This is a genomic window from uncultured Brachyspira sp. (assembly GCF_934747485.1).
Taxonomy (GTDB): domain Bacteria; phylum Spirochaetota; class Brachyspiria; order Brachyspirales; family Brachyspiraceae; genus Brachyspira.
Genome location: NZ_CAKVGN010000004.1, coordinates 63,984 through 78,061, shown reverse-complemented (window position 1 = coordinate 78,061; position 14,078 = coordinate 63,984). Strand labels below are relative to the sequence as shown.

Genomic DNA, 14,078 nt, shown 5'->3' with positions numbered 1-14,078 from the left:
AGTTAATTAAATTATAAGGAATACCTGCTTTTTTTAAACTAAAAAACGTGCAATATGTATGGCTCCTAAACAATAATTATTTATAGTTCTACTTGAATATTTTTTATATATAAATATAATTATTCTAATTTTTATATATAAAAACATGAAAAAGTTTATACTGTTTATAATAAATAAACCTACTACAGTATCTGTTACTTTAGTTTCTGTATTTATAATAGGATTTGTAAGTATATCTAAATTAAAAGTAGATTATTTACCAAATATGGAGATTCCTATAATAAGCGTAAAAACAGTATATGAAAACTCTGCTCCAGAAGAAGTTGAAAAGAATGTTACAAGAATAATAGAAAGTGCAATATCTTCAGTTAATAACGTAAAAAACATAAAATCAAAATCAAAAGAATCAGAATCTAATGTAGAAATAGAGTTTAATTGGGGAACAGATTTGCAAACTGCTGCAGATGACATCAGAGAAGCAATAGATATGATAAGAAGCGAGCTGCCAGATGATGTTGATAATCCAAATATTTCAAAGTTTTCAAGCGATGCAAGCCCTATAATGGAGATAGCATTTTTTGGTATTGATAATTTAAGTGCATTATACGATTTAATAGATAGCAGAATACTCACATCATTAGAGCAAATTGAAGGAGTGGCACAAACAGAGATAAGAGGCGGGCTTAAAAAAACTATTTATGTAGATATAAACCTAAATAGATTAAATGCTTATTTTATAAATATTAATGATATAGTAAAAACTCTCTCTTTAGAAAATCAAAATATAGTTGGGGGCGAAACTTATGAGGGCGTTTATAAGTATGGAATAAGAACCAAAGGAGAGCTTAAAAATATAAATGATATAGAAAATGTAGTAGTAGCTTTAAAAAATAATATATTTCCTGTAAAAATAAGAGATATAGCAAATGTGTATGAATATTATGATGATGAAGCTGAGATAGTAAGAATTAACGGACAAAAGGCTGTAAGTGTAGCTATAACCAAAGAATCTGGTGCTAATATCATACAAATATCGAGAGATGTTAATAAAAGATTAGAAACAATGGATTTGCCTTATGGCGTATATTATAAAGTATTATTTAATAGCTCTGATACAATAAATAATTCTATAAAAAATGTAATAAGCACAATATGGCAAGGGGCTTTATTTGCAATAATAATTCTTATGATATATTTATGGGATATAAAAAGCGTAATTATAATATCAATATCAATACCTATATCAGTAATAACAACATTTATATTAATGTATTTTTTGGATATATCAATAAATATTATCTCTCTTTCAGGGTTAGTTCTTGGTGTTGGAATGATGCTCGATAATTCTATAGTTGTGCTTGAAAACATTTTTATTCATAATAAAGACTCTAATAATATAATAGATAATATAAAGGCTTCTGTAAACGGTGCAAGCGAAGTTTCTATAGCAATAACAGCATCAACTCTAACAAGCGTGTCAGTTTTTTTACCATTTTTATTTGTAAAAGGGCAAGTGGAGCAAATGTTTAGTGATTTATGCTTAACCGTATCAATATCGCTATTAACTTCTCTTTTTGTTGCTATTACAATAGTTCCTTTGCTTGCTTCTAGAATTAAAAACAATAATTTTAAGTTTACAAAATTAGAGTCATTTTTTCAAAATAATATTCACAGCAAAACAGAAAAGTTTTATTTAACACTATTATCATTAGTGATGAAAAACAAAAGAAAATCATTTTTAATAATATTTTCAGTATTATTTTCTTTGCTAATATTAATGCTTATAAAAATACCAAAAGAAGGATACCCTGTGTCCGATGCAGGCACTATAATATCAAGATTGAGAATGCCTGTTGGAACAAGGGTTCAATTTACAGACTTATTTATAGACAGAATGGAAGATGATATAGAAAATAGCATTGGAGAAAACATAGATTATTATGAAACAAGAGTGAGAACAGGAAGAAATGAACATCATGGAGAGGTGAGAGTAAAATTAATAGACAGAGAAAAAGGAAGAGAGAAAGATATTAATTATTATATAGAAGAGATAAGAAATAAAGTGAATGGATATCCCGGAAGAATAGAATTAAACTCAGAAAATGTTGCAATGGGAAAACCTAAAGATTATAGCTCTATTATAATAGAATTAGTTGGAGATAATTTAGATGTAGGATATGATGTGGCAAGCAATGTTATTAATGCAGTTTCTAAAGTAGATGGAATAAGAAATGTGCTTATAAAAGAAGATGACTCAAATCATGAGATATTATTTACTATAAATAGAGATTTAATATCTAAAATGGGAATGAGTTTAGAGACTATAGGAAGCATAATTCGTACTTCTTTTAGCGGAACTGTGGCAAGCACTATGACATTAGAAAACTCTTTATATATAGATTCTGATATAGTAGTGAGGCTTGAAGACAGTACAAGAGAAAATATAGACGGTGTATACAAATTAATGATACCAACAGGAACAAATATTATACCAATATCCTCTATAGTAAAAATATCTAAATCAACAGGACCTACAGAAATAAACAGAAAGAATGATAATAGAATAATAGAAATAACAGCAAGTTCATATGGAAGAGCTGTAAACGAGATAATAGCAGATATAAAAAAAGAATTAAATAATATATATATACCAAGCGGATTTTTAATAAACTTTTCAGGCGATTATGAGGATATGCAGGAATCTTTTCATCAATTATTAGTGTCATTAATAATGGCTATAGTTTTTGTTTATGCAATAATAGCAGGACAGTTTGAATCATACATAACACCTTTTGTAATATCTTTATCTGTACCTTTTGCTTTGTTTGGAGCATTAATATTTCTTTATATTAGCGGTGAAACTCTAAACGTATATAGTGCAATAGGTATTATAATGCTTGTGGGTATAGTTGTAAATAATGGTATAGTTCTAATAGATTATATGAATAAAACAGTATTAGAAGATAATATTTCTTGGAATGAATCAGCTTTAAGAGCCTGCAAAAGAAGATTAAAGCCGGTACTTATGACTTCTTTAACTACTATTTTGGGTATGCTTCCTATGATGCTAAAAATAGGTAACGGCACAGAGATGTATAAACCATTGGCTACTGCAGTGTGCGGCGGGCTTTTATTTTCTACAGTATTTACTCTTATAATAATACCTGCTGTATATTCAAGTTTTAGAAATAGATTTGACATAAAAAGAAAATACGATTAATAAAAAAATAAAATTCACAGTAGTTAACATACTTCATCAATTTATAAATAAAACTTTCGATAATTATTTAAATACTAATTATTAGAAGGGTTTGTTTATGGAAAATCAATTAAAAAGAATAGAGGCTAATGAGTTAGAAAATCTATTAGAAGAGTTTGCTGATTATTTACAAACTTTAAATTATGCCGCTCATACAATCAATAGTTATACTAAAGACTTAAAAGAATATATCAAATTTTTGGAAGATAATGATATAGACTTTAATGATGCTACTCACTATACTATAAGAGATTATTTTGCATCATTAAAAAATAAAAAATTAAAAAACGCTACAACTTCAAGACATCTTTCATCTATAAAAAAGTTCTATAAATATTTAATAAGAAACGGCTACTCTGATAAAACAAGAATAATAAACATGAAAAGCCCAAAAAGGGAAGAGCATATAGCAAAGTTTTTATCACTCAATGATATAGATAAAATATTAGAAATAGATGATGAAAATGATTTTACTATTATAAGAGATAAAATGATGGCTATATTTATGTATGCTATAGGTTTAAGAGCTTCAGAATTAATATCTATTAAGCTTAACATGATGCATAAAGGCTCTACTACTTTAAGAATACTTGGTAAAGGTTCAAAGGTAAGAGAGATACCATTAATACCTATAATATATGATAATTGGGATTTGTATATGCAAAAAAGAGCAATTATACAAAGAGAATATGGCTCTAACAATAATTATTTGTTTGTAAACAGATTTGGAAAACCTATAAGTGATAGAAGTGTTAGAAACTCAATGAAAAGACTTATGAGAATGGCTAATATTAGTGTAGATTTCTCTCCGCACACTTTGAGGCATACCTTTGCCACACATCTTTTAAATAATGATGCCGAAATTAGAGGCGTTCAGGAATTATTAGGGCATGAAAGTATATCAACAACTCAAAGATATACACATGTTACAAATGATAGGCTTTTTGAAGTGTACAATAAAGCTCACCCACATTCAAAATAAATTGTATACTATACTTATTTCAAGACCTATTAGATAAGTACTAATAAATATTTATATTGTTTTAATTTTATTGTTTGTATGTTTTTTAAGTGCTTTAGATTTATATATTGGAATATAAATAAAATATAAAATAATTACTATATTTTAGGCCAAAAATGTAGTTCTTTTGCTTCTTTTATACCAATAAAAGAACTGGGGTGCTACCCTACGGGCACGCTTCGCAGGGGGGCAAAACCCTGCAAGTATCTTAATTTAAACAAATAATTTTTATATTGATATATATTTTATTCAACTTTTTCCCGCAGCAAAAAGTTGAATAAAGTGCAAATTGACAGAACTTAAATCATATTATATATAAAATAATTTTTACTTCTTAAATAATTCAAACAAAAACTTTAATGCTTTTATATTTTTGCTGTATGGCGGATATTTAGTATTAAGCTCAAAATTATAATTCTTTTTTAATACTGTAGTTTTTTTTGTAAAACATTCAAAACTATAATAACCATGATACTCTCCTATTCCGCTTGTTGCCACACCGCCAAAAGGAGCATTGTTGTTTAATATATGACTTATAGTATCATTTATAGATGCACCGCCAAAAGAAATATTGTTTAAAAAATAGTCTATAAAATTATTATCATCAGAAAAAACATACATAGCCAAAGGGTGAGAACATAGTTTATCTATAATGTCTCTTGCCTCTTCTTTAGTGTTATAATAAACTATAGGAAAAATACTTCCAAATATTTCATCTCTCATCACATTATTTTCTAAACTATTAGGCTCTAATAATGTTATAGCAATAGATAATGCTTCATCATCATATTCACCACCGTATAATATTTTTCCATCGTTTAAATAACTTTTTAATCTCTCATAATGACTTTTATTAATAATTCTATTTAATTTTCTCTCATCTTCAAATAATTTTATTTCTGTATTGAATGCATCTAAAAACTTATCTTTAATATTTTTATTTACTAATAAGTAATCAGGAGACACACAGGTTTGACCAGAATTAATAAACTTTCCCCATATTATTCTCTTTAGAGCCTTATTAATATTTTTTATATTATCATCAACTATAACAGGAGATTTTCCTCCAAGCTCCAAAGTAAGAGAGGTTAAAAAATTAGAGGCATTATTCATTATGATTTTTCCAACTCTCGGAGAGCCTGTAAAAAATATTTTGTCATATTCTATCTTTGTAGTATACTCTGCAGGAAAAGATTTATCTACAACAGCAATATACTCTTCATCAAATGTTTCTTTTACAGAAGAATATATTGCATCATAAACATTAGTAGTTAATTGCGAAGGAAGTATTATAGAAGTATTTCCTCCTGCAATAGAGCCTATAAGAGGAAGAAAAGTTAATTGCAAAGGATAATTCCAAGGAGATATTATAAGTGATACTCCATAAGGCTTATTCATTATAATTGTTTTAGAATCTATTGTGAGGAAATTTCTTTTAACTTTTTTATCTTTCATCCAAGTTTTTAATTTTTTTATAAAAAGATTTATCTCATCAATTATAATAAATAATTCAGTACCAATAGCTTCAAACTCAAGTTTAGCCATATCCTTATTGAGTGCATTAATAAAATTAGCCTCATTTTTTATAATCATAGCCTTTAGTTTTTTTAGCTGCTCTATTCTAAAAGAATATTCTAATGTAGCACCGCTTTTAAAAAACTCTCTTTGCTTATTTCTTAATTCTTCTATATACATAAAAATAATATTCCTTAAAAATAGTTTTTTAATTTTAAATATTTTCGGGGGCTAGCCCCCGTACCCCCACTTCTTTTTGCGACCGAAGGAAGTACCTTTAGGTATGGCCCAAAGAAGCAAAAGGACTGCATTTTTGACTCAGAAACAAAATATTATTTTACATTTTACATATATTCCAAATATATCTACAAAGCATCTGCACTTTTTGCTTCAGGAAAAAAACAAAAATAAATTATAAAAAACAACTATATTCGTATATATCAAGCAAGCGATAAAGCCACTTCCATCATATTAGTAAAAGTTTTCTCTCTTTGTTCTGCTGTTGTAGCTTCTCCTGTAACTAATGAATCTGATATAGTTACCATACAAAGAGCATTCACTCCTGCATATGCGGCATTCATATATAAAGCAGCAGCTTCCATCTCTACAGCTAATACTCCCATTTTTGCCCATTTAGGTGTAGCATTGTTAGCTCCATAAAATACATCAGATGATACAATATTACCTACATGATAATTTATTTTCATCTCATCAGCCTTATTAACAGCCTTTCTAAGTAAATCATAACTAGCAATAGGAGCATAAGTACCAGGAAGTTCATACTGTGAAGCATAATTAGAATCAGTACAAGCTCCCATTCCTATAACTAAATCACCAATATGAAGCTTATCAACTAAAGCCCCAGCAGTACCAATACGTATTAAATTCTTACAATCATAAAAATGTATAAGCTCATAAGAATAAATACTGCAAGAAGGCATTCCCATACCAGTACCCTGAACAGAAACTCTTTTGCCTTTATATGTTCCAGTAAAACCAAACATATTTCTTACACTATTATACTGCTTTACATTCTCCAAAAAATTCTCAGCTATAAACTTAGCCCTCAAAGGGTCTCCAGGAAGAAGAATAGTTTCTGCAATGTCGCCTTTGTTTGCTGATATATGAGGTGTAGCCATAATATATAACTCCTTTTTATTAATTATTTTTTATAATATTTAAGCTTTTAATAAATAGTTTAAGCTTTTAAAACATTACCTATAATAACCTAAAAGCATAAAATTACATTAAGTATCCGCCGCTCTCTTCAAGCACTTTAGCATATTTTTTAACACCAGTATTAACATTCATAAACTCTTTACTATATCCAACATCTTTTAAATTAGTTAAATCTGCCTGAGTGTATTTTTGATATTTTCCTTTAAGAGCATCAGGGAAAGGGGTGTATTCAATTTCAGAAGAAGGATACAACTCTTTTAATGCCTTAGCAATCTCTACAAAACTCTCAGCCTTACCAGTACCGCAATTAAATATGCCAGAAATATTTTCATTCTCAAAAAAGAAATTGTTTACACTTATAACATCATCAACATGTATAAAATCTCTTAAGAAATTCTCACTTCCCTCAAAAATTTTCATTTTTTCACCAGCCTTAATCTGATTAAATAAATGAAAAGCAACAGAAGCCATTCTGCCCTTATGATTCTCCTGCGGACCATATACATTAAAATATCTTAACCCCACAACCTGACTATTAATCTTTTTATTTCTAAATAAAATGTTAACATACCTATCGAATTGATACTTAGAAAAAGCATAAACATTAAGCGGATACTCATTTTTTTCATCTTCAGCAAATCCATTCTCTCCATTTCCGTAAACAGAAGCACTTGAAGCATAAAAAAATCTTACTCTATTTTCTAAACAAGCATGCAAAATGTTTCTGCTATACTCATAATTATTTTTCATCATATACTTTCCATCAGTTTCCATAGTATCAGAACAAGCACCCTGATGAAATATAGCTTCAACTTTATTATTTTCAACAAAAGAATAAACATCAAATTCTTCTTTGTCTATATAATCTCCAAAAACAAGCTTATTTAAATTTTTATGCTTTGATGCATTTTTTAAATTATCAACTATTAATATATCACTTATACCTAAGTTGTTTAATCCCCTAACTATATTAGACCCAATAAATCCAGCACCGCCAGTTACTATAATCATATATGTAAATCTCCTTTTATAATTTTTTATTTACTTTCTTTTATTATTTGCCATAATACTAAGAATATCATTAACAATAGCAGTAACTGCCCTAGAAGTATAATTTTTTCTAATATTTTCTCTCATAACATTAAGTCTATTTTGATTATTTAAATTTTTTATAATAATATCCCCCAACTGCTTAGAATCAAGATCCGCCTCATTCATTAAATAAGCCATATCTTTATTCACCAATTCTAAAGCATTATAATATTGATGATTATCAGTAGCATAAGGGAAAGGCACTAAAAGTGAAGGAACATTAACAGCTAGTATTTCACTAATAGAACTGCTTCCTGCCCTCGATACTACAAAATCAGCAGCATGAAGTAAAGTAGCCATATCTCTATAATAACTATGAACTGTTACATTTGTAATTTTTTTATCATTAACTTTCGCTATAATTTCAGAGCCCCATTTAGGACCAGCAAGCCATACTATATGCAAATTATTTACATTTTCTTTTACAGTCTTTATACAATCTAAAAATATATTATTTAATTTTAATGCCCCCTGGGAACCACCCATTACAACAAGCAATTTATCATCATCTTTTAATTTCATAATAATTCTAGCAGATTTTCTATTTACAATAAAGAAATCATCTCTTACAGGGTTTCCTGTTACCTTACCTTTTGGCATATATTGTAAAGTTTTAGAAAAAGTAAGATAAGAACCTTTTGCATCTTTATAAAATATTTTATTAACTTTTCCGGGTATAGAGTTCTGCTCACATAAAAATATAGGTATATGCTTTAACTTAGCCACATATAACATAGGCATAGAAACAAATCCGCCCATTCCTATAATACACTCAGGCTTATGTTTATTTATGATGTTATTAGATTTTATCATAGAAGGTATAAACTTGAGTAAGAAAGCTATATTTTTGAGTATATTTCCAGGAGAGTTTATCTCCAAATAATTATAGTCATAATGCGGCGGTATTAAGTTATAATCTCGCTCCGCCACCACAAGCCTAGGATTATGTCCTGTTTTTTTCAAATGGTCATATATAGAAATAGCAGGTGTTATATGACCGGCTGTACCACCTCCAGATAAAATTATATTCATTCTTCTCTCCTTTGAGTTATTTTTAATAAAATAGCAAACATAATCATATTAACAACTAAAGCATTCCTACCATAACTTATAAATGGTAAAGGCATACCAGTTGTAGGAAGCATTAAAGTAGCTACCATCATATTTAAATATGCTTGTCCGCTAATAAATATATTTATACCAAAAGATATATTTTTCAGAAACAGGTCTTTTACCCTAGACGAAATTATAAATCCTCTAATAGTGAAAGAAAAAAACAGCAAGAGTAAAATAATATTGCCTATAAATCCGTGTCTTTGGGCAATAGAAGCAAAAATAAAATCTGTTAATGCCGCAGGTAAATGAGTACTGACTTCTCTAATATCTTCATCAGGTATTCCAGCAATCCCGCCATAATTAAAAGCTAATTTAGCCCTATTAATTTGATACATCTCTTCCTGTGATTGAGTATGAGGAGTTAAATAAGAAATTACTCTCGCTTTCATGTATGGAGTATTAAATATAAATAATATAAATATAAAACCAAGTAAAATTCCGGCAGAAATTAAATATCTTAACGGTATTCCCCCATAAAAAAACATAGAAAAACCAACCAAAGCGAATAATAATGCCGTACCTGAATCCGGTTCAAACATTATAAGCAAACATATAAGAACTAATACGATTAGAGGAGGAAGCAAACCATTACTAACATGTTTAAGTTTATCTCCTTTATTAGTTAATACACTAGATAGATATAAAACTAATGTTATCTTTGCTATCTCCGAAGGCTGAATTGTAAAAATTGAAAAAATAGATAACCATCTTTTGGCATAACTGCCTTCTACAGATATACCAAATATTAAAACTGCTATTAAGAGTAGTAAAGTACCTATTAGTATTGCCGGCATAAATCTATTTATTATATCAAAAAAGTCTGGAACTATCAATATTACAAAATTAACTGCAAGCATTATTAATAACAATTTAAGATGATTGTAAAAATAAGGTTCATTAGGCTCATGAATGGTTTGAGCACCATATATGGCAACGAGTCCTGCAGCAAGTAATGCTATATATATAATAACTAAATATTTATCAGGTAATAATTTTTTTTTCACCGCAAACCCCGCACTCTATAAAATTTTATAAACTAAAGCTACTTTTGCTTCTACAAAAGTAGTGCTGTTATAATATGGTAATTTTACATGCAAACCAGAAGATGCTAATATATCAAGAGAAAGCCTGTTTTGTAAAAATTTAAAACTAATAAAGCCAACTATTGCAAGCTTATGTGTTAGTATATTTGAATTTACAAGATAAGTTAAAGCATAAGAAGCACCTATATAAAATGGAGATATATTGGCTAATATAAAAAAATCATTCATAATTTCAAATTCGCTCTTCTTATGAAGTATAGCTGTTCTTGAATCATAATAATAGTTTTTATCCCCAGCAAAAACATAATTAAAACTAGTGCTATTTATAAAAACAACATATGGTAATTTATATAAAAAATAAGGCGTTATACCAGCAATTACACCCATAGCATCTGTTTTTGACATTCCAAGTAAAGAAGCATAAGAATAATCTACATTGTTATTGTCAAAGCCAGCATAACCGAAATTCATAATATTGAATATATAATTAAAATAAGCATTCACCCTTATACCAAAAAAAGATAATGGTCTAATATCTGCAAATAAACCAATCATATCCGATGATAAAGAAAAATTATTTTCTATACCCAAATCAAGCTTGGTTTTTTGAAATATTTGATTTGTTCTATCATCATTATATATAGAAGTTCTGTAATATAATTTAGTTTCAGCATTAAACTTTATAAAGTTATATCCGCCAGCAAAACTCTGCTCAAAATAAAGCTGATGTTTGTTGTTTGTATTTATTATAACATCATCCATGCCTATATTAAAAAGAGTATTTATATCTGCATATATAATACTAATATATAACAAAAAAATGATAGGAATAAATTTTATTTTCATCTTAGCATAATCATTTAATATAATTTTATAAACATAATATACTTTATAAATTAAAAAAATCAATAGAATTAAAATTATTTTAAAAATTATTTTAATGCAACTTATTCTTATAAAACAAAAAAAGGCATTGAGTAAAGCCCCAATGCCTAATAATAACAAAATTATATTATCGTACCGCTCTTAACAACAGTGTTTTTAGGTATAATTACTATACCATCTCTAATACAATAAAACTCACTGTCTTGATGTTGAATTTTCTTTTTATTGGTGATAACGACCTCATTACCTATTCTAACATTTTTATCTATTATAACATTTTTAAGCGTACATTTTTTACCTATACCAACCTTAGGTAAGTGCTTAACATTTAATCTTTCTATATCTTCACTAGTTTCATAGAAATCGCTGCCCATCATAATAACTTTTTCTAAAGTAGAACCGCTTTGTATAACCGAACGAAGTCCTATTACTGATTCTTTAATAGTAGCATTTTCTATTCTGCATCCATCAGCAATAATACTTGAAGTAATAGCAGCCTTCTCAATTTTAGAAGGAGACAAATAACGAACATGCGTATATATAGGAGCATCTTCATCATAAAAATCGAAAGGAGGATTTTTACTTCCAAAAGATATATTAGCATCAAAATAAGCCTTAATAGTACCAACATCTTCCCAATAACCTTGGAAAGCATAACTAAATACTTTATATTTTTTGATAGCTTCAGGAATGATATCTTTACCAAAGTCTATCATTGTAACATCGCTAAGAAGTTCTTTTAAAACATTTCTTCTAAATACATATATACCCATAGAAGCCAAATATTCTTTTTTAGGGTCTTCTATTTCAAACATCTTTTTTTGTTCATCACTCAATTTTAAAGAATCGAGAACATCATCTTCTTTAGGTTTCTCTTGGAAATTAGTAATCTGCCCTCTTTTATTAACAAGCATTACACCAAAGCCTTTAGCATCTTCACGTACTACAGGAACAGTTCCAACAACTATATCAGCACCAGTTTCAAGCATATGTCTTACCATAACATTATAATCCATACGATAAACCTGGTCACCGGAAAGTATTAGAACATTATTAACATAATCATTATCAAAGTGGGCAAGATTTTTTCTCACAGCATCAGCAGTACCCTGATACCAATCTATATTAGTGTCAGTTTGCTCTGCTGCCAATATACTAACATGACCGCCAGAGAAGTTATCAAATCTATAGGCATTGTAAATATGATTATTTAGAGAAGCACTATTGAATTGAGTAATAACATATATATTTCTAAGGCCGCTATTTATACAGTTAGAAACAGGTATGTCAATCATTCTGTAATGCCCGCCCAACGATACCGCAGGCTTAGAACGATCTTTAACAAGAGGATAGAGTCTTGTGCCTCTACCGCCGCCTAAAATTAAAGCTACCGTATTATATGATCTCATAAAAAAACTCCAAATATTTTTACACTTAATTTATATAAATAAGTATAGTAAAAAAAAATGAAGTTTTCAAGAAATTAACATATTGTTATGCAGCAGCACTATTATGTATTAATTTTTATAACTAAAATATATTATTTTTGATAACATAGAATATCTTTCAAAGTTGTAGGTCCATCATTAAAAGTAACTGTTATTTTCACAACTTTATCAGAGAGAAATTGTAAAGAACCTGCCATTACACCTGTTTGAAAAGTATAATTAGGGTCTTCTCCTTTAATATCACTTTCAGTAACTTTATTTTCTTTACCAGATGGAGTTTTACCAGTCTCATCTGTTGAATAATATAATTTAAATCCGCCGTCAGATGTAACATCAACTACTAAATAAGAATCAGCAGAAACTGTTTTTTCACTAACAAATTTACCAGTGCGTTTTGAATCTATAGGAGCGGTAGCCGTTTTACAAGATAAAATAACAAACATTATTGATAATATCATTAAAAATATTTTTTTCATAATAATAATTACTCTCCATGCATTTTCTATATTATCGGTATTATATGTTTTTAATTTTATAACTAATTTATTTTATCACAAACTACATTCTCAAGATTAAAAATACCTTGACCTTTCATTGTAACTTCAACTTGATTATCAGAGCGAAAAACTAATTTACAAGAATAATCACTATTGTATAAGTTATAAACATTACCATCGCCTATAAAATTAATGTACTCAATACGGGGATATCCAGGAACTCCCGTTATATCAGTATCATTCTCTCCGCCAAAGTATATAATAACTCCTCCGCTTTTTACATTTACATATAAATACTTATTATATTTGTCAGCAATTTTTTGTCTGCTTTTAAATGTACCCATATACCTATCAGAAATACCTACATAAGCTATATCATAACAAGAGTAGATACAAATAATAATAACAAATAATTGTATTATTTTTTTCATTATTCACCTAATAAACAAAGTATATATATTCGTAAAATAATTTTTATTAACTATTATAAATATAATAAAAAATATATATTAAATCAAATTTAATAAAACAATTGACTTTTTTTATAATTATTATACTATCATTTATTATAACATATTTGGGAAAATATTATATGAAAAAAATTATAATAATTTTATCTATTTCTCTTTTTTTTATTGCCTGCTCTAATAACGGGTATAAAAACGTTAATATAGAAAAAGCAATTAAATTAGTAAATAGCTCAACAAACATGGTAATTTTAGATGTTAGAACAAGAGAAGAATATTTATCAGGCAATATTCCAAATGCTATTAATATTGATGTATTAAGTCAAGACTTCAAATCAAAAATAGATATGTTAGATAAAAACAAAGAATATTTAATATACTGCAGAAGCGGAAATAGGTCTGCTATTGCATCAAGCATAATGTCTACAAATGGATTTCTTAATATTTATAATTTGCAAAACATAACATATCAAGATTTTGCTAATGCTATGCTTACAAATAATAAATAATAAAAAAACAATAAAATAATATTTTTGCATAATTTTTGTTTTTGTTA

General features: G+C 27.9%; 12 protein-coding genes. 3 read left to right on the top strand and 9 right to left on the bottom strand.

Annotated features, from left to right (window positions below):
* Window positions 1-145: 145 nt before the first annotated feature.
* Entirely contained in the window at window positions 146-3,220 is a 3,075-nt protein-coding gene (locus Q0H31_RS01615; protein WP_295295337.1) for an efflux RND transporter permease subunit, read from the top strand.
* Window positions 3,221-3,317: 97 nt separating this feature from the next.
* Window positions 3,318-4,241: a tyrosine-type recombinase/integrase gene (locus tag Q0H31_RS01610; RefSeq protein ID WP_295295334.1), complete on the top strand. Its 924-nt coding sequence runs from the start codon at window positions 3,318-3,320 to the stop codon at window positions 4,239-4,241.
* A gap of 366 nt (window positions 4,242-4,607) precedes the next feature.
* Here the strand turns inward: Q0H31_RS01610 and Q0H31_RS01605 are convergent, their stop codons facing one another.
* From Q0H31_RS01605 to Q0H31_RS01565, 9 genes are all read right to left on the bottom strand, one after another.
* Window positions 4,608-5,975 carry an aldehyde dehydrogenase family protein gene (locus tag Q0H31_RS01605; RefSeq protein ID WP_295295332.1) on the bottom strand — a complete coding sequence of 456 codons (1,368 nt, stop codon included), beginning with the start codon at window positions 5,973-5,975 and terminating at the stop codon, window positions 4,608-4,610.
* A 260-nt stretch (window positions 5,976-6,235) separates the two neighbouring features.
* Window positions 6,236-6,934, bottom strand: a complete 699-nt coding sequence (gene deoD, locus Q0H31_RS01600) for a purine-nucleoside phosphorylase (RefSeq protein ID WP_295295330.1) — start codon at window positions 6,932-6,934, stop codon at window positions 6,236-6,238.
* A 103-nt stretch (window positions 6,935-7,037) separates the two neighbouring features.
* Window positions 7,038-7,985: an ADP-glyceromanno-heptose 6-epimerase gene (gene rfaD / locus Q0H31_RS01595; protein ID WP_295295328.1), complete on the bottom strand. Its 948-nt coding sequence runs from the start codon at window positions 7,983-7,985 to the stop codon at window positions 7,038-7,040.
* Window positions 7,986-8,015: 30 nt separating this feature from the next.
* Window positions 8,016-9,098, bottom strand: coding sequence for a glycosyltransferase (locus tag Q0H31_RS01590; protein WP_295295326.1), 1,083 nt, complete (start codon window positions 9,096-9,098; stop codon window positions 8,016-8,018).
* Window positions 9,095-10,186 (bottom strand): FtsW/RodA/SpoVE family cell cycle protein, encoded by a 1,092-nt coding sequence (locus tag Q0H31_RS01585; protein ID WP_295295324.1) that lies wholly within the window; start codon window positions 10,184-10,186, stop codon window positions 9,095-9,097. The genes Q0H31_RS01590 and Q0H31_RS01585 overlap by 4 nt, the downstream gene beginning before the upstream one ends.
* A 15-nt stretch (window positions 10,187-10,201) precedes the next feature.
* Complete coding sequence (locus Q0H31_RS01580; protein ID WP_295295322.1) at window positions 10,202-11,071, bottom strand: toxin A; 870 nt, start codon at window positions 11,069-11,071, stop codon at window positions 10,202-10,204.
* A 161-nt stretch (window positions 11,072-11,232) separates the two neighbouring features.
* Window positions 11,233-12,519, bottom strand: coding sequence for a glucose-1-phosphate adenylyltransferase (locus tag Q0H31_RS01575; protein WP_295295320.1), 1,287 nt, complete (start codon window positions 12,517-12,519; stop codon window positions 11,233-11,235).
* Window positions 12,520-12,650: 131 nt separating this feature from the next.
* A complete protein-coding gene (locus Q0H31_RS01570; RefSeq protein ID WP_295295318.1) occupies window positions 12,651-13,034 on the bottom strand; it encodes a hypothetical protein in 384 nt (127 codons plus the stop codon).
* Between the two features lie 62 nt (window positions 13,035-13,096).
* Window positions 13,097-13,486 carry a hypothetical protein gene (locus Q0H31_RS01565; RefSeq protein WP_295295316.1) on the bottom strand — a complete coding sequence of 130 codons (390 nt, stop codon included), beginning with the start codon at window positions 13,484-13,486 and terminating at the stop codon, window positions 13,097-13,099.
* A gap of 161 nt (window positions 13,487-13,647) precedes the next feature.
* Here Q0H31_RS01565 and Q0H31_RS01560 point away from each other — a divergent pair, with 161 nt between their 5' ends.
* The gene (locus Q0H31_RS01560; RefSeq protein ID WP_295295315.1) at window positions 13,648-14,031 is read left to right on the top strand and encodes a rhodanese-like domain-containing protein; all 384 of its coding nucleotides are present in this window, start codon (window positions 13,648-13,650) and stop codon (window positions 14,029-14,031) included.
* Window positions 14,032-14,078: the final 47 nt, after the last annotated feature.

Bases quoted from the DNA above. Each gene is read 5' to 3' on its own strand.
- Q0H31_RS01615 (WP_295295337.1), top strand. From the start codon at position 146: ATGAAAAAGTTTATACTGTTTATAATAAATAAACCTACTACAGTATCT.
- Q0H31_RS01610 (WP_295295334.1), top strand. From the start codon at position 3,318: ATGGAAAATCAATTAAAAAGAATAGAGGCTAATGAGTTAGAAAATCTA.
- Q0H31_RS01605 (WP_295295332.1), bottom strand. From the start codon at position 5,975: ATGTATATAGAAGAATTAAGAAATAAGCAAAGAGAGTTTTTTAAAAGC.
- deoD (WP_295295330.1), bottom strand. From the start codon at position 6,934: ATGGCTACACCTCATATATCAGCAAACAAAGGCGACATTGCAGAAACT.
- rfaD (WP_295295328.1), bottom strand. From the start codon at position 7,985: ATGATTATAGTAACTGGCGGTGCTGGATTTATTGGGTCTAATATAGTT.
- Q0H31_RS01590 (WP_295295326.1), bottom strand. From the start codon at position 9,098: ATGAATATAATTTTATCTGGAGGTGGTACAGCCGGTCATATAACACCT.
- Q0H31_RS01580 (WP_295295322.1), bottom strand. From the start codon at position 11,071: ATGAAAATAAAATTTATTCCTATCATTTTTTTGTTATATATTAGTATT.
- Q0H31_RS01575 (WP_295295320.1), bottom strand. From the start codon at position 12,519: ATGAGATCATATAATACGGTAGCTTTAATTTTAGGCGGCGGTAGAGGC.
- Q0H31_RS01570 (WP_295295318.1), bottom strand. From the start codon at position 13,034: ATGAAAAAAATATTTTTAATGATATTATCAATAATGTTTGTTATTTTA.
- Q0H31_RS01565 (WP_295295316.1), bottom strand. From the start codon at position 13,486: ATGAAAAAAATAATACAATTATTTGTTATTATTATTTGTATCTACTCT.
- Q0H31_RS01560 (WP_295295315.1), top strand. From the start codon at position 13,648: ATGAAAAAAATTATAATAATTTTATCTATTTCTCTTTTTTTTATTGCC.